Raw genomic sequence first — 21,716 nt, 5'->3', positions numbered from 1 at the left:
TGAATCTATCACAGCATCTTGAAATCATAGTCCCAGGGAGGGATCAAACCCGATGCCAACTTACTCGGCGGCGGCGGAAACGGAAGAAGGGCTGCACGTCATCGTGCTGCGGGACGCGGAACGCGACGCGCACGCGGCGATCGTGCCGGAAATCGGCAACAACTTGTTCCGATTCGTCGTCGGAGGACGCCCAGTCATTCAATCTCCCGAGCAAACGCAAGATTTCAAGAAGGATCCGTCCGTTGCGTTCCGATACGGCATTCCGATCTTGTACCCGCCGAACCGGATCAAGAACGGCACGTTTTCTTACCAAGGCCGTACGTACCGGCTCCCGCTGAACGAACCGGGAAACCATCTGCACGGCGAGATCAGTTCGAAGGCATGGGAGGTGAGGGATTACGGGGCATCGGAAAAGGACGGCGCGTATGCGACGTGCCGGTTCCGGTATGCCGATCATCCTGAAATCATGGCGTACTTCCCGCATGCGCTCTTATTCGAAGTAACGTACCGGCTCTATGAAGGCGCTCTCACCATGGAGTCGTCGATCCTCAACGAAGGCAAGGAAGAAGCGCCCTTCGCATACGGCTTGCACCCGTATTTCCCGATTTTCGCCGAAGACGGGGACGAGGTCCGGCTTCAGGTGCCCGCCGCCCGGGAATGGCCGGTCACAAGCGAAGCGTTCGTGACGGGACTGCCGGAGGCGACTTCGTTCAGCATACGGGCGGCGGACGGCGTCGACCTGCGGGAGTACCCGGTGCTCGGCTGCAACATGCTCGAGATGTTGGACGGCGACCGAACGTGCCGAATCGCGATGAAATCGCGCGGGTATACGATCGCCTACCGCGTCGATCCGGGGTTCCCCTTCGTTCTGGCGTTCCGGCCCCCATGGGCGTCCGCTTTCTCGCTGGAGCCGTACACGTACGTCACGGATGCTTTCAATCTCCCGTATGACCGCGCTTTGACCGGGGCGAAAGGAATCGGTCCCGGGGAGGAGTTCCGCTTCGACAATCGCTTGTGGATCGAAGACTGATCGTCTGAATCCAAATCTAAAGAGGAGGATGTTGTCCAAATGGCTGCAACCGCAGGCAAAAGGGATTACAGCTTGACCGGGCCCGAGGGGAAACGGGCGGAGGAGAAAGGGCTGGTGGCCGCCGACTGGTATCAGACCCCGATTCCGCGGCCCCAGATGAAAGAGTTGATGAAACGCAAGAACGGGCCGGCGATCCGGGACACGATCATCTGGTTCGGCGGGTTGATCATCCTGGGGTACCTCGGGTATTTGTCCTGGGGCACCTGGTGGGCGGTCCCGGCGTTCCTGGCTTACGGCATTCTCTATGCCACGCCGGCCGACTCCAGGTGGCACGAATGCGGGCACGGCACGGCGTTCAAGACGCCGTGGATGAACGAAGTCATTTACCAGATCGCGTCATTCATGATGCTCCGCTCGGCGACGCCTTGGCGCTGGAGCCACACCCGCCATCATACCGATACGTTCATCGTCGGGCGCGACCCGGAAATCCTGACCGAAAGGCCGCCGGTCTGGAAAGTGCTGATCATGGAAGTCGTGCACTTGTACGGCGGACCGAAAGAGATCAAACGGTTCTTCCTCCACGCTTTCGGCAAGGTCGACAACACGGAGAACGAGTACATTCCGCAGTCGGAACGCCGCAAGACGTATTGGGAAGCGCGCATTTACCTGCTGATCCTGGCCGCGCTCGTCGCGACCTGCGTGCTGACCGGCAGCTTCCTGCCCGCCATGTACCTGTTCCTGCCTTCGTTCTACGGCTCCATCATCGTCATCCTGTACGCCATGACCCAACACCTGGGCTTGTACGAAGACGTGCTGGACCACCGCCTGAACACCCGGACGATGTACCTGAACCCGGTCCTGCGGTTCCTGTATTGGAACATGAACTACCATATCGAGCACCACATGTACCCGATGGTTCCGTACCATCAATTGCCCAAGCTGCACGAAGCGATGAAGCACGACTGCCCCAAGCCGATGCCGGGACTGTTCTCGGCGCTGAAGGAAGTGTACGTCGCGCTGCGGAAGCAAAGACACGATCCGGCTTACGTCATCGTCAAGCCGCTTCCGGCGACCGCGAATCCGTATTATTGGGGCGTATCGAACGTTCCCGACCCGAAATGGCACACGAGCTGAGGAGCAGGCATCGCTAAGGAAACACGCGGAATTCACACCATCGTAGACAAAACGCATAGGGAGAGAGAACAATGGCGCAAACCGAATGGATCGAAGCTTGCGAAGTAGACGACATCGAAGAAGAAGACGTGATCCGGTTCGACCACGGAGACCGGACTTTCGCCATCTACCGGACGGATAAAGGGGACTTCTACGCTTCCGACGGTTACTGCACGCATGAGCGGTTCCACCTGTCGAACGGCTTGGTGATGGGCAGCACGATCGAATGCCCCAAGCACAACGGCCGCTTCGACATTCCGACGGGCGCGGCGAAGCGCGCGCCGGTCTGCGTGGACCTGAAGACGTATCCCGTCAAGCTCGAGAACGGCAAAGTGTATATCCAGATCTGACGGCTAAGGAGCAACCATCATGAAAGATTACGGAATGGTCATCGTAGGCGCGGGCGAAGCCGGCGCCCGGGCGGCGGCCGAGCTTCGGGCCCGGGGTTGGACGGGCGCCGTCACCCTGATCGGAGACGAGCGCCACGCCCCCTACGAACGCCCGCCTCTATCGAAGCAGGCGCTGTCCGAGGACGGCGAGCCGGCGCCGGTCACGATCCTGGATCGGCCGAAGCTGGAAGAACTCGGGATCCGGCTGCTGTCCGGCGACGCCGCCGCGCGGATCGACCGCGCAAGCCATGAGGTTCATCTCGCCGGCGGCGCGCGGGTGCCCTACGAACGGCTTCTGCTGGCTACGGGCGCGAACCCCCGGAAGTTGAGCCTGCCGGGGAACGCCTCGAACGAAATGCTGTACCTGCGCAAATTCGAGGACGCGCTGGCGATCCGAGGCCGTCTGGCGGCAGGCAAGCGGGCCGTCGTCATCGGCGGCGGCTTCATCGGGTTGGAGACCGCGGCCAGCGCCCGCGCGAAAGGCTGCGAGGTGACGCTGATCGAAGCGGCGCCGCGGATCTTGATGCGCGGCGTGCCGGAGCCGATCGCCGCCATGGTCGAGGAACTGCACAGGCGGAACGGCGTGTCTTTCAAGACCGGCACGGGGATCGAAAGCGTGAACCGCGAAGGCGGGGAATACGTCGTCTCGCTGGCGGACGGAAGCCGGGTCCGGTGCGACGTCATCGTGACCGGCATCGGCGCGGTGCCGGAGACGTCGCTGGCGGCCGAATGCGGCCTCGAGATCGAGAACGGGGTCAAAGCCGACGAATATTTGGCGACGTCGGATCCGGACATCTTCGCGGCCGGGGATTGCTGCTCGTTCCCGCATCCGCTCTATGAGGGCAAGCGGATCCGGCTGGAAGCCTGGCGCAACGCGCAGGACCAAGGGACGCACGCCGCGGGCAACATGCTGGGCGACCGTGCCCCGTACGGAGCCGTGCCGTGGTTCTGGTCCGACCAATACGACCGGACGCTTCAAGTGTCCGGACTGGCGGATCCCTCGAATACGACCGTGCTTCGCGATCTGGGAGACGCCGGCAAGCTGTATTTCCACCTCGACGGCGAGGGCCGGCTGGTCTCGGCTAGCGGCATGGGAACGCCCGGCGGCATCGCCAAGGACATCCGCCTGGCCGAAATGCTGATCGAGAAGCGGGCCCATCCGTCGCCGGAATCGTTGGCCGATGCCGGGTTCCGCCTGAAAGAGCTACTGAAGGCCTGACCATTTTATCCGAAAGGAATTGAACTCATGCAATATAATCCGTTTGGCAAATTGGGGACGCGAGTGTCCCGGCTCGGCTTCGGCGCGATGGGACTGGGCGGTTCGTTCGGCTCCTACGACGAGAAAGACTTGATCCGCTCCGTCCTGCACAGCCTGGACAAAGGCGTCACGATGATCGACACCGCGCGCAATTACGGGGAATCCGAGCGGATTCTCGGCCTGGCGCTGAAGGAATGGAAGGGCGAACGGCCGTTCATCGCGTCGAAAATCCAGTCCCGCGGTCCCGGCAACCTGGGCTGGGGGCAGCCGATTCCCGTGGAAACGGCGTTTCCGAAGGGCTGGCTGCGGGAAAGCGCCGAGATTTCCCTCCGTCTGCTGGGCGTGGAAACGATCGACCTCATGCAGCTCCACCAATATTGGCCCCAATGGGATAAGGTCGATTATTGGATGGAAGAGCTGCTGCAGCTGAAGCAGGAAGGCAAAATCCGCGGCATCGGCATCTCCCTGCCCGACCAACGCCACGACCTCGCGCTGACGCTCGTCCAGACCGGGAAAATCGACTCCGTGCAGACGGTGTTCCACATTTTCGATCCGCTGCCGCTGGACTGTCTCATCCCGATCTGCCAGGAGAACAACGTGGCGGTCATCGCCCGCTGCATCCTGGACGAAGGCGGATTGACCGGCTTCCTGAGAGAAGACACCGAATTCGAGGAAGGCGACTTCCGCAAAAACTATTTCGATTATTTGCCGCGCAGCGTCTATATCGACCGCGTGAACCAACTGAAGGAAGCGTTCGTGCCGAAATACGCGGACAGCCTGGCCGAGCTGGCCATCCGGTTCGTGCTGCAGCATCCGGGCGTGACGACGGCGATCAGCTCCATGCACGTGCCGCAGTACGCGGACGAGAACATCGCCGCGGCCAGCCGCGGACCGCTGCCGGCCGACGCGTTCGAAGAGATCCGGCGCCATTACAGATGGGTGAGAAACCTGTATGAGACCAAGTACTGGAGCTAAGGTGCTATGGTCGGAACTGCTGCCCCATGAATTCAAGAAGCGGCAGGCGGAATGCCCGGTCGTCTATTTGCCGCTCGGGCTCTGCGAGCCGCACGGACAGGTCAGCGCGTTCGGGCTGGACACGATCAAGGCCGAATGGCTGTGCGAGGAAGCGGCCCGCAAGGTCGGAGGCGTCGTAGCGCCTTCCATGGGGTATCACATTCACGAGACCGGTTACCACGCCAGGTGGCTGGAAGATGAGATCGGGGAGGAAAACCCCCATTTCACGGGCATTCCGCCCGCGGTGATGCTGCATCTCTTCTTATATCAGCTGCGCGCTTTCGCGAATGCGGGGTTCTCGGCGATCGTCGTCATCTCCGGCCATAGCGGAGGCAACCAGCGGGATTTGCGCCTGGCCGCGGAAGCGTTCATGAAGCGGGTGCCGGTGAACGTCTTCGTCCGGAGCGATCCCGAACTGGTGGAAGGGCGGTATGAGGGGGATCATGCAGGCGCCTACGAAATCTCGCAGCTCATGTACCTCCGCCCGGACTTGATCGACATGGAGGCCAAAGCCCTTGAGGATCAACCCGGATCGGGGGGCCGGCTGGCGCTCGCGGCCGATGCCGTAGAAGCATCGCCCGAGCGGGGCCGGGCGATCATGGAGGCGTGCTTGGACAGTCTGTGCCGGGAAGTCGAAGGGATGAAAACGGGACTTCGTCCGTCCACCCATCCTCCGATCGATTACGCGACGGTCGAGGAAATATGGAGCGAGGTGCTGCGCTCGGCTCGTGACTGGACGACGGCGCAGCCATGGCCCGGGCAGGCGGCGGTATCGCGGAACTCAAGGTGGAAGCCGTACGAGCGTTACGCTCCCGTGAACGGGGAGGCGGGGAACTGAAGTTCCCCGCCAGCTCGTTGAAAATCCTTTAACAAGCACCTAACTTAGGGGCGTCTGGCGTAATGGGTTCGTACCATGATACCGCGATGCAATACGTAACTTTTTTACATAACGCTGCCGATATCCCTTAAACACGAGGCTCTTATGTAACTTTTTTACATAACTTTGCCGAATTCCCGTCGCCGCGATGCTTTTATGTAACTTTTTTGCATAATTCCGCTGAAATCCTATGAACACGAAGCTTTTGTGTAATTTTTTTACACAACTCGATCGAAAGTTCTTCTCCACGTGATTGATGATCCATCTTTCGAATCCCTGGAATAGGTCCTAAGATTATCAAAGAATACCGGTTTCGGCTTCGCCAAGCGTCTCGCGGGGAACTGAAGTTCCCCGCTTTTTTGTATTCGGGGGCTCCCCCGAAAGTAATCGGCATCGGCTGCAGCGCTTCGCGTCATTTTTGGGGGAAATCTATTTCAGCTCCGATGGAGCCCTGCCGGTCCATTTTTTGAACGTCCGGTGGAAGTAGTTGTAGTCCTTGTACCCGACCATTTCCGATACTTGATAGACGTAGTGGCGGGTGTTCAGCAGCAGCTCCCGGGCTTTGTCGATCCGGATCTTGTTCAAGTAATCGTGGAAGCTGAGTCCCGTTTCTTTCTTGAACAGCTTGCCGAGATAGCCGGGATTGACGAATACGGTCTCCGCGGCCTGCTTCAGGGAAATTTCCTTGTTGTAGTTGCGCTTCATGTAGTCCAGCACGCTCATGACGACTTTGGGCGGACGATCATTTTTCAAATGGGCGAGATACCCCATGATCGCTTTCAGCTTCCCGCAGAGAAAGCCGCGCATGTCGTCGATCGTCTTGTGCGCCAAAATGTCTTCGTACAAGCGTTCCGGCCGCTCTAGCACTTGGGAGACGTCGCCGTTGGCTTCCCGGATCAACCGCAAAGCCGACATGAGGATCTCGAACGTGGCATGGTGGACGAGCGATTTGCCGATTTTCGCGTGCTCCTTGAAGCCGTCGTAAATGCCGTGCGTCACCTGAAGGCAGGAGGTCTCGTCGCCGGCGAGGATGAACCGCTCCAGTTCCCGGATCCGGCCTTCGATTTCCACGTCGATCGTTTCCGCCCGGGAAGGAATCCGCCGCTCGCTGATCGTCGCTTCCCGGCCAAGATAGAACTTGTAATCCAGCAGCTTCATCGCTTCGAAATAGGAGGCATGGATTTCCCGGACGCCGCGGACTTCGGGACCGATGATGACGGAAGCGGGCTCCTTGACGAACCGTTTGAGCGCCGCCTTGATTTCGTCCGCCGCGGCGTGATAGTCGGCCGGTTCGCCGGCAACGTGCTGTTTCGCGATGAACACGAGGTGCTGCAGGGCGTCTTCGAACCAAATGCCGTCCGCATAGCCGCCCATGATTTCCGCGCAGACGTTCTGGGCGGAGAACAGCTTCCAATGCTCGGCCGGCTCGCCGGTCCGCTCGAACCCATCCTTCACGTTCTCCAGCTCCACCAAGATCACCCGATAGGATACGGCGGTCAGGTCGATCTGCAGGAAATCGGCCTTGTTCGAGAATTCGGACGGGCTGATGTTGCGGGTTACCAGCCGGTTCAGGATCTTCGAGCGGAGGATGTTCAGGTTTTCTTTTTCCTGCATGCTTACGGCCAAATCCTGACGGATGTCTTCCTTGACCTGAAGCAGCGTGGCGGTCAGCTCGTCATCGTCCACGGGTTTCAGGAGATAGTTTTCCACCCGGTATTTCAAGGCTTCCTTCAAGTATTCGAAGTCGTTGTAGGCGCTCAGGATGATGACGCTCTGCGTCAATCCCCTCGCCCGCATCTCCTTGATCAGCTCGAGTCCGGTCATCACCGGCATCGAAATATCGGCGATCACCAGATGGAGGGATTGAGATGCCAGCGCCTCCAGGGCTTCCTTGCCGTTGGACGCTTTCGCGGCAACGGTAAAGCCGAGCGCTTCCCAATCGATGAGCTGCGTCAAACCTTCCCGGATGTCGATCTCGTCATCGACCAGCAAAACTTTCCACATAGGCGGTTCTCATCTCCTGTGCGTATTGGGCGGGCAGCCGGATCGTGAACTCCGAGCCGGCGCCGTTTCGGCTGTCGATCGTCATGCCGTATGGCGGGCCGTACAGCAGCGCGATCCGGGAATGGACATTGCTGACGCCGATGCTGTCCGGGCGGGAATGGCCTTGGGTCAGCTGCTTCCGAAGCGAGGCCAGACGTTCCGGCTCGATGCCTTCGCCGTTATCCGTGCAAGCCAGTACCAGGTCGCCTCCGTCCATTCGGGCGGAAATCCGAATTTCGCAAACCTCCGCGCGGTCCGGGAAGCCGTGGCGGACCGCGTTTTCCACCAGCGGCTGCAGGATCAGCTTGGGAACGCCCATGGAGAGCAGGTCTCCCGGGATGTCGGTCGTGACGCGAAGCCGGTCCTGGAACCGGATCTCCTGCAGCTGCAGGTAGGACATCGTGTAGTGCAGCTCCTCCTCCAGGGTCACGATCGCGTTGTGGCCCTTGACGTTCCAACGGTAAATATCCGCCAGGATCTTGACCATGCCGGCGACCTGCCGGGCGCCGCCTTGCACGGCTTTCATCCGGATCACTTCCAGCGTGTTGAACAGGAAGTGGGGCTGGATTTGCAGCTGCAGCGCCCGGAGCTCCGCCTCCTTCTCTTTGATTTTGCTGACGAACGCGATGTCGATATATTCGCGCAGACGGCCGCACATGGAGAGGAAGCTTGCGGTCAGCAGACCGATTTCGTCCCGGGATCGGACTTTCATCGGCTCGATGTTCAGCTCCCCGCGAGCGACGCGTTTGGTGAGCAGCACCAAGTCCTTGATGGACAGCAGAATGCCCCGGCTGAGCAGCAGGCTGAACACCAAGGCGGCCGAGAACGTCAAGGAAGCGATCAGGACGAGAACCAGCTGAAGCTGCCGCTTGTTGTGCCTGATTTCGGCGGTAACCTCCGCGGAATGCCGGCCGAGGATGCTTTCGATGTTTTGGATGATTTCGTTCGCGGTGTCGAATTTCTCGTCCGCCGCGATGGCTTCGTCCAGGATGAGGCCTTGGAAAATGATCTTGTCTTCCCCGCGCAGCCCGCGCGTGGACATCGATTCGATGATCGTGTTGGAGCGGGTCTCCCATTGCTCGAAGGCTTTCAAATATTCGTCGATCAGCGCCGGCACGTCGGGTCCGGCGCCGGGCGGCACGATCCGGCCGTTCCGCTCGTTTCTCAGGACGAACGTTTTGGCCTGTTCGGTGTTGGACACCGCTTCCTTGACGCTGTTTTTGTAAGTGTCGTAGATCGAACGGTACTTATTGCTCTTGTAATCCGTGAAAATCAGCGTCCGCTGCGCCACCAGCGCTTTGTTCATGTAGCCCGCGGCATTTTGGATCAGCTTGCTGCTCTGGTACGTCTCCACGTACAGCGATTGCGTCAAGTCGTCCGCCATGGCGCTCATGCGCAGGATCGCGGTCACCGTGGTCAGAAGAAACACGGTTAAAGGAAGGAACAGCAGAGCGAGGAGCTTGGTGCGCAGATTCCATGGTCCTGTCAGCAATGAAGGTCACCCAGCCTTTCGGAACTAAAGTATAGCACAGAATGGAGCGCTTTCATTTCCGGAATCGCGAGCGCGGGCAGATTGGTCTAATCCGTCATGCAAAATTGCCAATCCGGCACATATCCGGAGCGCCGATTCTTTTTTAAGATGGATTCTGGGCAAGGCAGGAAGGAACATCTCAAGGGGGAACCGGCAATGGAGGTGGCAGGTTGCAAGCACTCGTAAGGCTGGCCAGGCAGGCCGGCCGGCAGAAGGAAATTCCGATTTTGGCCGCGTTGCTCATCCTTTGCGTCGTGATCGCCTGGATGAGCCCGTTTTTCCTGACCTGGCAAAACATTTTCAACGTGTTTCGCCAGTTCTCGGTCATCGCCATCCTGGCGGTCGGAGAAGGACTCATCATCATCACGGGCGGGATCGATCTGTCCGTCGGCGCGCTGCTCGGACTCATGGGCGTGCTGGGGGCGACGCTCGCTTCGCTCGGATGGCCGGCGCCGGCGGTATTCGTCGCGACGATGGCGTTCGGATGCGCGGCGGGCACGTTGTCCGGCTTGCTGATCACGAAGGTCCGGATCAATCCGTTCATCGTCACGCTGGGTATGATGAGCGTCGCGAGAGGGACGTCGCTGCTGATTACGGGCGGCATGCCGATCTCGATCGACAACGGGATCACGTACTTGGGCGGAGGGCATATCGGCAACGTGCCGGTTTCGGTGATCATCATGTTCATCGTGGCCATCTGCGGATACGTGTTCACGACCCGCACGCTGCCGGGGCGGAACATCTACGCGATCGGCAACAACGAGCGGGCCGCCAAGCTGTCGGGGATCCCGACGGACCGGATGAAGATCATGGTGTACGTCATCATGGGCGCGCTGTGCGCCTTGTCGGGGATGATCGTCTCCGGCACGCTCGATACCGCGGAGCCGGCTGCCGGCACGGGTTACGAGCTGGACGTCATCGCGGCGGTCGTCATCGGCGGCGCCAGCCTGTCGGGCGGCAAAGGCTCGATTCCGGGCATCGTCATGGGGGCCGCGATCATGGGCGTGCTGCGCAACGGTTTCGTCCTGCTCCAGGTTTCCGCCTATTGGCAGGTGGTGACCATCGGCCTCGTCATCATCGGCGCCGTAGCCATCGACAGCATCAAGAACCGATCCGCCAACGCTTAGCACACGGAAGAAGAAAGGGAAGGCCGCAAACCAAAACCAGACGAGGGTGGGTTATTCCAATGAAAAAAACGTTCGCCTTGCTGCTTTCGATGCTTCTCGTTACGCTTCTTCTCGCCGCTTGCGGCGGCAAAGCCAAGGAGGAAGGCGGAGCGTCGCCTTCCGCCGCGTCTCCGTCGGCAGGTTCGTCCGCCGCTGCGGGCGAAGCCGCTCCCGACGTACCGCTGCCGAAGGGCGCGAACGTCGCCGCCGTCAAGCAGCTTCCGAGTAAACCGCTTCGCATCGCGTTCCTGTCCTGGCAGAACAATCCGTTCTGGTTCCCGGTCCGCGACGGCGCCCAAGCGGCGAAGGACTATCTGAAAAATTTCAATACGACCGTGGATTACGTGGTCATGGGCGACGACCTGACGGCGGACCGCACGGTATCCGCCATGGAAACCGCCATCACGCAGAAATACGACGGCATCGTCGTCGTGCCGATTTTCGACGGCACCGAAGTGGTGATCAATAAAGCGATCGACGCGGGCATTCCCGTCTTGACGGCCGTCGCCGAAGGCGCCAAGCCGAGCAAACGCATCGCCTTCATGGGCCAGGACGCTTACGCCGCCGGGCAGCTGGCAGGCCAACAAATCGAGAAGCTGACCGGAGGCTCCGGCAAAATCGGCGTCATCACCGGCGTGTTCGGCGCGACCCAGCACGAGAAAAGAATGAACGGCGCGCTGGATTACCTGAAAGAGAAAGTCCCGGGCATCCAGGTCGTTGGCAAATACGAGAACAAGGATAAAGCGGAAACGGCTTATTCGCTCACGAAAGACATGATTACCGCCAATCCGGACCTGAAGGTGGTTTACGTGACGGCCGGCGGTCCGTTCGGCGCGGCCAAAGCCATTCAAGACCTCGGGCTTACGGGCAAAGTCAGCGTCGTGTGCTACGACCATATCCCCGAGAACGTAAAGTACGTCCGCAGCGGCGAAATCGCGGCGGCGATCGCGCAGGATCCGTTCGGCCAAGGGTTCGATTCCATCGTCACGATGTACAACTACCTCGCGGCGGGCCAAAAGCCGTCGGCCGATTTCCTGCCCGTGAAGCTGGACGTCCTGACGCCCGATAACGTGAACGAGCTGTTCCCGGAATAACCATTTCAAGCTTGCGGAGGTCCCTACATGAACCGGCCCATACTGCTGCACACCGACCGGATTTCCAAAACGTTTCCCGGCGTGAAGGCGCTGGACGGGCTGAACCTGCAAGTCCGCAAGGGCGAAGTCCACGCGATCGTCGGGGAGAACGGCGCCGGCAAGTCGACGCTCATGAACATCTTGTCCGGCGTGTACGCCCCGGACGAGGGCCGCATGACGTTCGACGGAAAAGAAGTCTTCTTCAAGCATCCGAGACAGGCCCAGGAAGCCGGCATCGTCATGATCCACCAGGAGTTGTCCCTGGCCACGAACGTCAGCGTCATGGAGAACGTCTACATCGGCCGGCTGAAAACCGGAAAGCTGGGCTTCGTCCGGTACCGGGAGATGGAGAAAGCCTGCAAGGAGCTGTTCGACCGCATCGGCATCGAGGGGATCCGGCCCGACCAGACGATCGAGGAGCTCAGCATCTCGCAGATGCAGATGGTGGAAATCGCCAAAGCGTTGTCCTTGGAAGCCAAGCTGCTCATCATGGACGAACCGACGGCGTCCCTGACCCACCGGGAAACGGAGATTCTGCTCGGCATCATCCGGGAATTGCGGGAACAAGGCGTTTCCGTACTCTATATCTCCCACCGGATGGACGAAGTGTTCGCCATCTCCGATCAAATCACGGTGCTGCGCGACGGGAAGTATATCGATACGCTTCGGACCGCGGAGACTTCGCCGAACGAAGTGATTTCGCTGATGGTCGGACGGGAGATCTCCAAGTCGTTCAAAAGGCAGTACGGCGCGGTGCCTTCCGGGGCGAAGCCGATTCTGCGGGTGGAAGGCCTATGCGCGGGCGAGAAGGTGCGCAACGTCGACCTGGAGGTATACCCCGGCGAAATCGTGGCGCTCACCGGTCTCGTCGGCGCCGGGCGGACGGAGCTGGTGCAGAGCATCTTCGGCATCGATCCCCGAACCGCCGGACGGATTCGCCTGGACGGACGGGAAGTCCGGATCCGTTCGCCGCGCGACGCGATCGGCCTCGGCATCGCCCTGCTGCCGGAAGGGCGGAAAATCCAGGGCATCTTCGCCGACATGTCGGTGCGGGAAAACATCAGCATGGCGGGACTCCGATCGTTCGCCCGCGGCCTGATGCTGATGCGGAAGAAGGAAGCCCGGGCCGCGGAAGAATACGTGAGCCGGCTGGCGATCCGGACGACCGATCTGGAGAAAGAGATCAAGTTCCTGAGCGGCGGCAACCAGCAGAAGGCGATCCTCGCGCGCTGGCTGCTCACGAAACCGCGGCTGCTGATCCTCGACGAACCGACGCACGGCGTAGACGTGGGCGCCAAAGCCGAGATTTACGAAATCATCGACCGGTTAGCGCAAGAGGGAGTCGGCATCCTGCTCATCTCCTCCGAGCTGCCCGAGGTGCTGACGCTGGCCGACCGCATCCTGGTCATGCGTTCCGGGGAAGTGGCCGCGGAGCTGCCGGTCGGCGAGGCGGATCAGGAGCGCATCATGAAGTTCGCGACGGCTTGAACCGGCATGATAAAGAGAGAGTGAGGAAGCTGCCCGAGGCGTAAGCCGAAGGCAGCTTCTTTCTTTGACATCTCGGCGCCAGAATTTATAACTTTTCGGGGTGAAGCTCAGGTTTCATCCGATGAACATGGACGTTGGGCAAGCTTGTCCGGAAGAATGAAGGCAGGATCCGAGCGAATGTCCTGAAAGAAGTTGCCGATTTCCGTGATCGCGGGAATCCAAAGAATGGTTTTAAGCTGCTGGTGTGCGAAGGGGGCCACGACCTGCGGCTTGTACTGTATCGCTGCAAAGGGAGGTTTTGCCCGACCTGTTCCTGTGGTGAGACGGAAGAGCGGAGCAGACTGCTGGAGGAGGATGTGTTCCAGGTCAATCAACGTCATGTGATCATGACGATCGGGAGAGATTCGGAACTTATATCTTTTACCGGCGGTTGAACCCCATGTATAGAGAGGAATTAAGAAACTTTCTTTCTTAACTGGAGGTTGAACCCCGTCTTTAGAGAGGAATTAAGAAACTTTCTTTCTTAACTGGCCGTTGAACTCCATGTATAGAGAGAAATTAAGAAACTTTCTTTCTTAACTGGCCGTTGAACCCCATGTATAGAGAGGAATTAAGAAATTTTCTTTCTTAACTGGCCGTTGAACCCCGTGTTGAGAGAGGAATTAAGAAATTTTCTTTCTTAACTGGCCGTTGAACCCCGTGTTGAGAGAAAAATTAAGAAATTTACTTTCTTAACTGATCAGCGTACTATGTCAAATGCTTTTTTTACCGACTTTTGAGCAAGGCAAATACACCAAACTCTCGCAATTTACAAATGCTGTAAATTATAGCTTTTTCGGGATTCAGAATGATTAAATTACCAAAATTGGGAAAGCAATGAAGCATGGCTTCGGGCCGCATCGGTTAAACGCTGCCCAAAGCAAGGGATAATTTCCGGTTAAGCTTGCCGCGCAAGCTTAACCCCAGCCAACGCAGGGGGCAGCAGTTGATTAAGCTTGCCGCGTAAGCTTAACCCCGGCCCCTCTGGACAAACTGGTCCCCATGGTCATGTTCATTTGAATACAGCTTTGAGGATGCTCGTGAAAAGAAGTTGAAACGTGACTGCGAGGCACGAAACGAAAGGACCGTCAGGGACGAATTTCTCCCTGACTTTTTCTTGCGCGATTCGGACCTCGTCATGCTGGACATTCGCTCCGCAAATCTTTACGATCATGAGAAAGAATGATTCTCAGTTGGAGGACACGGCATGATTCGTCGGTTTTTAACCTTCTATGCGCCTTACAAAAAGCTCTTCTACCTGGACTTCGGCTGCGCGATCGCGGTCGCCCTGCTGGAGCTTATGTTTCCGCTGGGCGTGCAGTGGATGATCGATACGCTGCTGCCCACGGGCAACTGGAGCAAGGTCGCGTGGGTATGCATCGGCTTGTTTGCCCTGTATCTGCTTAATATGGGCCTGCAATTCATCGTCAATTATTGGGGGCACATGCTCGGCATCAATATCGAAACCGATATGCGCCGGAAGCTGTACGAGCACGTGCAGAAGCTGTCGTTCCGCTTCTTCGACAACACGAAGACGGGGCAGATCATGAGCCGGATGACGAACGACCTGTTCGATCTCGGGGAGATGGCGCACCACGGTCCGGAGGACCTGTTCATCGCGCTCATGACCCTGGTCGGCGTGTTCGGCATCATGTTCACCGTGAACGGGGAACTGGCGCTCATTACGTTCATCGCGGTTCCGGTGCTGGCGTGGATTATCGTCTATTTCAATCAAAAGCTGAACAAAGCGGCGACGACGATGTTCGAGCAGATCGCCGAGGTGAACGCGCGCGTCGAGGACAGCATCGCGGGCATCCGCGTCGTGAAGTCGTTCGGCAACGAAACGTTCGAGCTGGAGCGGTTCGCCAAGCGCAACCGCGGATTCCGCCAAGCGAAGCTGCGCTCCTATTTCACGATTTCCTTCACTTCGGCCAGCATCTACATGCTGACTCGGCTCATCAACATACTCGTGCTAATCTGCGGCGCTTGGTTCGCGTACAAAGGCGATCTGAGCTACGGCGCGCTCGTCGGGTTCCTGCTGTACGTGAACATTTTCATGAAGCCGATCGAGAAGATCAACGCGTTGCTGGAATTGTATCCAAGAGGGATGGCGGGCTTCGGCCGTTATTGCCAGCTGATGGATACGGAGCCGGACGTGAAGGACGCACCGGACGCGATCGCGGTATCGGGCCTCCGCGGTGATATCGAGTTCAAGGGCGTGACGTTCGGTTACGAGGATCACGCGCGCGTGTTCAAGAACGTCAACCTTAGCGTTCGCGCGGGCGAGACGGTCGCGTTAGTCGGCCCTTCGGGCGCGGGCAAGTCGACGCTGTGCAGCCTGATCCCCAGGTTCTACGAAATCGATGAAGGCGCGGTGACGATCGACGGCATCGACGTCCGTCGGATGACGCAGCAATCGTTGCGGAGCCAGATCGGCATCGTGCAGCAGGAAGTGTTCTTGTTCAACGGCACGATTCGCGAAAATATCGCGTACGGACGACTCGGCGCGACGGAAGAGGAGATTTGGGAAGCGGCGCGCAAAGCCAGCCTTGAGCCGATGCTGCGGGCGCTGCCCGAAGGGCTCGACACGTTCATCGGCGAACGCGGGCTGAAGCTGTCCGGCGGTCAGCGCCAGCGGTTGTCCATCGCGCGGATCTTCTTGAAGAATCCGCCGATTTTGATCTTGGACGAAGCAACGTCCGCGCTCGATACCGAGACGGAGCAGCAGATCCAACAAGCGCTCGAGGAGCTTTCTCATAACCGAACGACGCTGATCATCGCGCACCGTCTAGCGACCATACGCCATGCGGACCGGATTATCGTCGTGACGGAAGGCGGCATCGAAGAAGAAGGCACCCACGAGGAGCTGACGAAGGCGGGCGGCATCTACGCGCGGCTTAGCGCGGCGCAGTTCAGGGACACGGTAAACTTATGACCATAGCGGTAGAGAAAACCCGCCTGCGGCTGATGCCCGGCGGGTTTTGATTTGCCATTGCGTATGCAATACGTCCGGCATGGAACTCGAATTTACTTCTCCTCCGGCAGCAACCCCCATTCGCGCGCGAGCCGAACGAGTTGGTTGTAGTTTTGCTTGCGAAGACCGAAATACGCCAAGTACGGGAATTTGCCCTTCAGCAGTCGGCTGATCTCGCAAATTTCCTTGTGGATGTTCTGCTCGGAGTAGAACAGGCGCTCGGCGATTTCTTTGCGGCTGAAGCCTTGCTGCAACAATCGGACGATCTGCAGCTGCTTCGGCGTGATTCGGGCTAGCATCGCTTGACGGTTGACGGCCGACATCCGCCGGACGAGCTGGCGGGTCGACGAGTGATGGATGCCGGAACGGCCGTTTGCCGCTTCGCGAATCGCTTCGGGAATGTCCGTCCAGTACTTCTTGGTGACGTAATTGGCTACGCGCCCATAAATGAAAGCATGCTCCACCAGCTCGTCGTCGTCCCAGGAAGACAGCACTACGGTTTTCACGTGCGGATGTGAACTGCGAAGCCGGAAAGATATCTCCAATCCTTCGAACTGCCGTTCGCCGGACAAGCTCAGATCGAGCAGCAGGATATCGAAAGGAATCCGTTCGATATCCCTTTCCAGCGCTTCTTTGCTCCCGGCCGTTCCGACGACGGTCAACCCGGACTCCCGGGACAACCGCCGTTCCAGTTAGTAGGCAAACGCTTCATCGTCCTCGCAAATATAGACACGGATCCGATTATCGGTCATGCGCGTCAAACCTCCTCGCAGGGGACCGGGTTTTAGGCAGCCGCACTAGAAACGTGCTTCCTTGGCCGGGGGCGCTCGCGACTTCGATCGTGCCGCCGTGCTTCCGCACGACCATCAGGCTGTATGCCAGGCCGATCCCGAAGTTGCGCTCCGGATCCTTGGTGGAGTAGAACAGGCCGAAAATGTTCTTCGCTTCCTTCCCCGACATTCCGTGCCCATTGTCGGTGACCGACAGGACGGCGTTTTTGCGGTCTTCGTAAACGGTGATCCCGATGCGCCCTTCGCCAGGGATAACGGCTTCCGCGGCGTTGCGGATCAGGTTCGTCAGCACTTCCGTCATGTGAACGGCGTCCGCTTCGAGCTCCGGTTCGCCGCGGATATCGACCGCCATCCGGATCCCTTTGCTTTCGATCCATGCGGAGCTGCCGCGGACGGCTTCTTCCACTAGCGGCTTCAGCTTGCAAGGCCGCGCGTAAACGGCAATATCCCGCAGCTGTTTGTTCAGCCTCGCCATCATCTCGTCCATCCGCTCGATCTCTTCATGCAGCAGATCCATGTTGCGCGACGCGGTCTCATCCCGACGCACCAAATCGGAATCCATCGCGTTGCGAAGAAGCAGCGACATGTTGGCCGTCCGGTTTTTCCACATGTGATGAAGGGAGCCGCTTCCGAACGCGACGGCCTGGTATGTGCTGTCGAACACCTGTTTTTCCAGGCGGATGCGGATCCCCATAACCCCGAAGCGGATGCCCAACAATACGAAAAGGGCGAATACGAGGACGATCAGCGGCGGCAGAAACGCGACGTAGGTCTGCTCTTGCCGCAGGGCATGGGGGACGGTATCCAGGAGAAGATAGGCGAGGAGAGGAGGCGCCACCAAAAAAGCCAGAACCCATTTGCCGCGCCGTTTCGTCCCGGCTCTCTCTCTGGCGGCGGTCCAGAACAACAGCGCGATCGCTGAAAGGTAGTAGGGGCCGGCCCATGCGAGCAACAGGGCGTAGTCCATCCGCCATACAGGCGCAAAAGACGTGGTGCCGATCATGATCGCGACGGGGGCGGCCAATCCGATCGCCAGTCGGTTTTTCGCGCGTTTCCCGACCCGCTCGGAGTAGATGACGGCAAACATCAGGATCGCATATGGCGCGCATGTCAAATTGACGAAGTACAGATAAGGCTGGATTTCGCCCAGCCTTTCCGCCGCCGCAAGCATCCCGCCCGCCCGCATGGCGGGTTTGACGGAATCTTCCGCGATCCGGTACAAGTCTCCCAGGCATCCGCACAGCAAAAAAAAGATGAACCATCTTGCGGCTTCGCTGCGCCGGTAGACCGAAGCCACGATTACAGCGGTCGCGAGCTGCACGATCAGCATCGTCAGCAAGGAAAACCCTCCGCATCTCTGCTTGTCGAAGCCTCTTCCTGGATGATTTTAACATAAGTAGACATTATACGATATCGAAGAGCGAAAAGATATAGTTTGTTTTCGGCCATATTTCCGTCCGGAGCCTTCCTTTACAATTGTACCGTAGTTTCGAACGGGCGCGTCTTGTCCGCGCTTGTCGGGAAGAGGAGGAATCGAGGAATGGCTTGGAAAAAAACGAGCCGGCGGGCCTTCGTGATACTGAGTGCGTGGATGATCGGCTCAGGGGCGGCTGCGGCCTCCGGTGCGGGGTTACCGTCGGATTTGGAAGGGCATTGGGCGGAACCGTCGCTGAAGCGATGGAATGTGGAAAACTGGCTTCAGGGCTACGGAGGCGCGATAAAGCCGGATGCGCCGGTCACGAGGGCGGAGTTTGCCGCCTTGATCAACCGGAGTTTCGGTTTTGACGAAGCAGCGGATATCAACTTCCCGGACGTCAAGCCGAACGATTGGTCCTACTCTGAGATCGCGAAGGCGGTGAAGGCCGGTTATACCCAGGGGTACCCGGATCAATCCTTCCGGCCGAATGCCTCGATCAGCCGAGCGGAAGCGGCGGCGGCGATCGCCAAGCTGCTTGCGCTCGCGCCAAGCGAAGGCGCGGCCGATCGATTCCGCGACGCGAGACGCATCCCGGAGTGGGCCAAGCCGGCGGTCGACGCCGTCGTCGGCGCGCGCATCATGAGCGGATACGCGACGGGGGATTTCCGTCCCGAAGGCGGCATGACCCGTGCAGAAGCGGTGGTGGCGCTGGACTCCGCGTTGAAAGCCTATACGACCGTCTACGCCTCGGCCGGTTCGTACGGTCCCGAGACCGGGAGCAGAACCATATACGGCAACGTAGAAGTGAGCGCGCCTGGCGTAAAGCTGCACAACCTAGTGATCGAGGGCAAGCTGGTTCTGGGAGAAGCGATCGGCAACGGCGATGTCGATTTGCAGCGGGTGACGGTGAAAGGCGCGACCGAAATACGCGGGGGAGGCAGCAGCAGCCTGCATTTCGCGGACAGCGTATTCTCCTCTATTGAAGTCAGGAAGAATCAGGGACCGGTTCGCATCGTGCTGCAGGGACAGACGAAGGCGGACCGCATGACGGTGCAATCCGCCGCGAACATCGAGCAGAACGCCGTTCAGGGCTTCGGGATCAACGAAATGGTTCTTGGCAGCGAAATTCCGCCGGGATCGGTTGTTAGGCTGTCCGGTTCGTTCAAGTCCGTAACGGTCTCGGCTGCGAAGCTCTCGATTCATGGCGCGCGAGGTACGATCCAAACGCTGACGGTGGAGAATCAGGCGGCTGGCAATACGCTGGAATTGGCAACGGATTCGAAAATCGTTCTGCTCACTCTGCATGCCGCTCTTAAAGTGCTGGGAGCCGGGACCATCGAAAAGGCCGTGCTGGACGAGAACGCGAAAGATTCCACGTTCGAGCATCCGCCCGGAAAGCTGGAAGGCGCGGGCGCCGCTAGCGGAAACTCCGGCAGCGCGAGCGGGAATGCCGGCGGCTCGATTGGCGGAAACAGTGGCGGCAACAGCGGAGGCAACAGTGGCGGCAACAGCGGAGGCAACAATAGTGGCAACAGCGGAGGCAACAATGGCGGCGGGAACGTTCAGCCGGATCCGCAAGATGCGCTTACAGCCGTCCAGAACGCCATCTCGGCAAAGGATGCGGATGCCTTGCTCATCGCGCTGAAAGATCCCGATGCGAACATCAGCGGGGTGCAAGACGAGAACGCGGAGTTGTACTTCGCGCTGTTAAGCGCATTGTCGGCGGGCAAAGGATCGCCCCTGACGCAAGCGGAAATTCAGACGGCGATCGACAACATCAACGCGTATGCCGAAGCGATTGCCGCAATCAACGACGCTATCTCCGGAGGCGATCCTCAGGCGCTGCTTACGGCGTTGAAAGATCCTTTGGCCGGCATCGAGTGGATTTTCGACGATCAGGCGGCCTATTATTTGCAGGGACTGCAAAATGCCAAAACCGCGAAAGGCGCGAATTTAACGGCGCAGGAAATTCAGCAGGAGATCGACGAGTCCAACGGTGCCGATCTAACGACATCCATCAAGCTCATCAACATGGCGATCGACATCGGCAATGCTTCGTTGGCGCTGCAGATGCTGAGAAATGAAAGCGTGGGAATCTTGTTTGTGATCGACGGCAACGTGGACGAATATGTGGCCGAATTGCAAGCGGCGAAACAGGCTGCCGGTGCCGATTTGTCGAGAATCGAAATAATGGACATCATAGACAACGCAAACGCGTGGGTCGCTTCGCGTCCCTTGCTCGAAACCGCGATTGATTCCCAGGATGCCGCGGCCCTGCTGTCGGCACTCAAGGGGCCGAACTTGACCGTCGAAGACGGCAATGCTGCCGCCTATCTCGCGATGCTTACCCAAGTCATGGGCAGCGGGGATACTTCAAGCTGGACGAAGCCGGACACGCAAGCGTGGCTGGATCAAGTCAACACTGCGGTTCAAGCCGTCAACGAAGCGATCGATGCCGGAGTGGAAGCCGATACGTTGATGGCATTGAAAGCGCCGAACGTTTTCCTGACCGGAGTCATCGCCGGCAATATCCATGATTATCAAGAAACGCTCGCCTTCGAGAAATTCGTGCACGGCGGAACGTTGTACCGGGACACCATGCAGACCGTCATCCAGGAAATGAATCTATATGCGCCTGCAGTCGCGGACATCAACGCGGCGCTCGACGGTACGGACGAGCAGGTCACTTTGTCGAAGCTGAAGGCGCCGGGAGCCGATCTCACATCAATCGATGACGCGTTGGCCCATGAATATCATCTGGCGTTGTCCGCGGCCAAAACGGCCAAAGGCTCCGCGCTTGTCCGGTATCAGATCCAGAACAAGATCGATACGGTCAATGCGAATTCCTATTTGCAGTTGATCAACGAGGCAATCGACAACGGGAATTCGGCGGTCACTTTCGCGGCGCTCCAGAAGCTCTATCCGCAATTGGATTCCGACTATGCCGGGGATTTGCAGGATACGCTGTTTGACGCGAAGACGAAGAAGAACGCGGATTTGTCGGACCAGGACATTCTGAACGTCATCAACCTCGTCTATCTCCGGGGGCCGTATGTTCAGGCCGTCAACGACGCCATCGACGGAGGAGATGCGCAAGCTCTTCTCGATGCGCTTAGTTCTCCGTTTCTTGCTCTGAACAACGTGACGCCGGCTGAAAAGAACGACTACATGCTATATTTGACCAACGCTAAAACGACGAAGAACGCTCCGCTCACCCGGAATGAGATACAATCGAAAGTCGATTTCGCGAATTTCGTCTGACGTTCGGCGATGCGTCTTCATCCAACCAACCGATCCCTTTTGACGGGGTCGGTTGGTTTTTATGTAGCATTGTTTTTGAATCATGGGGTCGGGGTTGGAATCGACCTGCCGTGTTGCCGAAAGCCGAATGGG

At 58.8% G+C, this 21,716-nt stretch carries 15 protein-coding genes and 1 pseudogene; 12 read left to right on the top strand and 4 right to left on the bottom strand.

Features of this window, described 5'->3' with window-relative positions:
- The first annotated feature begins 52 nt into the window (after positions 1-52).
- The 6 genes from PTZ19_RS11225 to PTZ19_RS11200 all read left to right on the top strand — a co-directional run bounded on the left by PTZ19_RS11225 (position 53) and on the right by PTZ19_RS11200 (position 5,702).
- Positions 53-1,030, top strand: coding sequence for an aldose 1-epimerase (locus PTZ19_RS11225; protein ID WP_276354485.1), 978 nt, complete (start codon positions 53-55; stop codon positions 1,028-1,030).
- A gap of 39 nt (positions 1,031-1,069) precedes the next feature.
- Positions 1,070-2,164, top strand: a complete 1,095-nt coding sequence (locus PTZ19_RS11220; protein WP_276354483.1) for a fatty acid desaturase family protein — start codon at positions 1,070-1,072, stop codon at positions 2,162-2,164.
- 71 nt (positions 2,165-2,235) lie between these two features.
- Positions 2,236-2,553 carry a MocE family 2Fe-2S type ferredoxin gene (locus tag PTZ19_RS11215; protein ID WP_276354481.1) on the top strand — a complete coding sequence of 106 codons (318 nt, stop codon included), beginning with the start codon at positions 2,236-2,238 and terminating at the stop codon, positions 2,551-2,553.
- Between the two features lie 19 nt (positions 2,554-2,572).
- Positions 2,573-3,811, top strand: a complete 1,239-nt coding sequence (locus tag PTZ19_RS11210) for an NAD(P)/FAD-dependent oxidoreductase (protein ID WP_276354479.1) — start codon at positions 2,573-2,575, stop codon at positions 3,809-3,811.
- A gap of 27 nt (positions 3,812-3,838) precedes the next feature.
- On the top strand, positions 3,839-4,825 hold the full coding sequence (locus PTZ19_RS11205) for an aldo/keto reductase (RefSeq protein ID WP_276354477.1): 987 nt from the start codon (positions 3,839-3,841) through the stop codon (positions 4,823-4,825).
- Positions 4,803-5,702 carry a creatininase family protein gene (locus PTZ19_RS11200; RefSeq protein WP_276354476.1) on the top strand — a complete coding sequence of 300 codons (900 nt, stop codon included), beginning with the start codon at positions 4,803-4,805 and terminating at the stop codon, positions 5,700-5,702. The genes PTZ19_RS11205 and PTZ19_RS11200 overlap by 23 nt, the downstream gene beginning before the upstream one ends.
- A gap of 468 nt (positions 5,703-6,170) precedes the next feature.
- Here the strand turns inward: PTZ19_RS11200 and PTZ19_RS11195 are convergent, their stop codons facing one another.
- Entirely contained in the window at positions 6,171-7,745 is a 1,575-nt protein-coding gene (locus PTZ19_RS11195) for a response regulator transcription factor (RefSeq protein ID WP_276354475.1), read from the bottom strand.
- Positions 7,720-9,276, bottom strand: coding sequence for a sensor histidine kinase (locus PTZ19_RS11190; protein ID WP_276354474.1), 1,557 nt, complete (start codon positions 9,274-9,276; stop codon positions 7,720-7,722). The genes PTZ19_RS11195 and PTZ19_RS11190 overlap by 26 nt, the downstream gene beginning before the upstream one ends.
- Positions 9,277-9,485: 209 nt before the next feature.
- Between PTZ19_RS11190 and PTZ19_RS11185 the strand changes: the two genes are divergently transcribed.
- The 5 genes and pseudogenes from PTZ19_RS11185 (at position 9,486) to PTZ19_RS11165 (ending at position 16,076) form a co-directional block, all read left to right on the top strand.
- Entirely contained in the window at positions 9,486-10,442 is a 957-nt protein-coding gene (locus PTZ19_RS11185) for an ABC transporter permease (protein ID WP_276354473.1), read from the top strand.
- A 59-nt stretch (positions 10,443-10,501) separates the two neighbouring features.
- Entirely contained in the window at positions 10,502-11,575 is a 1,074-nt protein-coding gene (locus tag PTZ19_RS11180) for a sugar ABC transporter substrate-binding protein (RefSeq protein ID WP_276354472.1), read from the top strand.
- A 27-nt stretch (positions 11,576-11,602) separates the two neighbouring features.
- Positions 11,603-13,102 carry a sugar ABC transporter ATP-binding protein gene (locus PTZ19_RS11175; RefSeq protein ID WP_276354471.1) on the top strand — a complete coding sequence of 500 codons (1,500 nt, stop codon included), beginning with the start codon at positions 11,603-11,605 and terminating at the stop codon, positions 13,100-13,102.
- An 87-nt stretch (positions 13,103-13,189) separates the two neighbouring features.
- A pseudogene (locus PTZ19_RS25405) lies at positions 13,190-13,497 on the top strand (transposase zinc-binding domain-containing protein); the annotation flags it as partial.
- Between the two features lie 851 nt (positions 13,498-14,348).
- Positions 14,349-16,076 carry an ABC transporter ATP-binding protein gene (locus PTZ19_RS11165; RefSeq protein ID WP_276354469.1) on the top strand — a complete coding sequence of 576 codons (1,728 nt, stop codon included), beginning with the start codon at positions 14,349-14,351 and terminating at the stop codon, positions 16,074-16,076.
- A gap of 92 nt (positions 16,077-16,168) precedes the next feature.
- Here the strand turns inward: PTZ19_RS11165 and PTZ19_RS11160 are convergent, their stop codons facing one another.
- Positions 16,169-16,795 (bottom strand): response regulator, encoded by a 627-nt coding sequence (locus tag PTZ19_RS11160; RefSeq protein ID WP_276354467.1) that lies wholly within the window; start codon positions 16,793-16,795, stop codon positions 16,169-16,171.
- A 61-nt stretch (positions 16,796-16,856) separates the two neighbouring features.
- On the bottom strand, positions 16,857-18,236 hold the full coding sequence (locus PTZ19_RS11155; protein WP_276354634.1) for a sensor histidine kinase: 1,380 nt from the start codon (positions 18,234-18,236) through the stop codon (positions 16,857-16,859).
- Positions 18,237-18,446: 210 nt separating this feature from the next.
- On the opposite strand from PTZ19_RS11155, the gene PTZ19_RS11150 reads away from it, so the two are divergent.
- The gene (locus tag PTZ19_RS11150; protein ID WP_276354466.1) at positions 18,447-21,584 is read left to right on the top strand and encodes an S-layer homology domain-containing protein; all 3,138 of its coding nucleotides are present in this window, start codon (positions 18,447-18,449) and stop codon (positions 21,582-21,584) included.
- Positions 21,585-21,716 lie beyond the last annotated feature (132 nt).

This window comes from Cohnella caldifontis, from assembly GCF_029360585.1.
Taxonomy (GTDB): domain Bacteria; phylum Bacillota; class Bacilli; order Paenibacillales; family Paenibacillaceae; genus Cohnella; species Cohnella caldifontis.
Note: the sequence above shows the minus strand (reverse complement) of the source record. Positions and strands in the feature narration are given on the sequence as shown.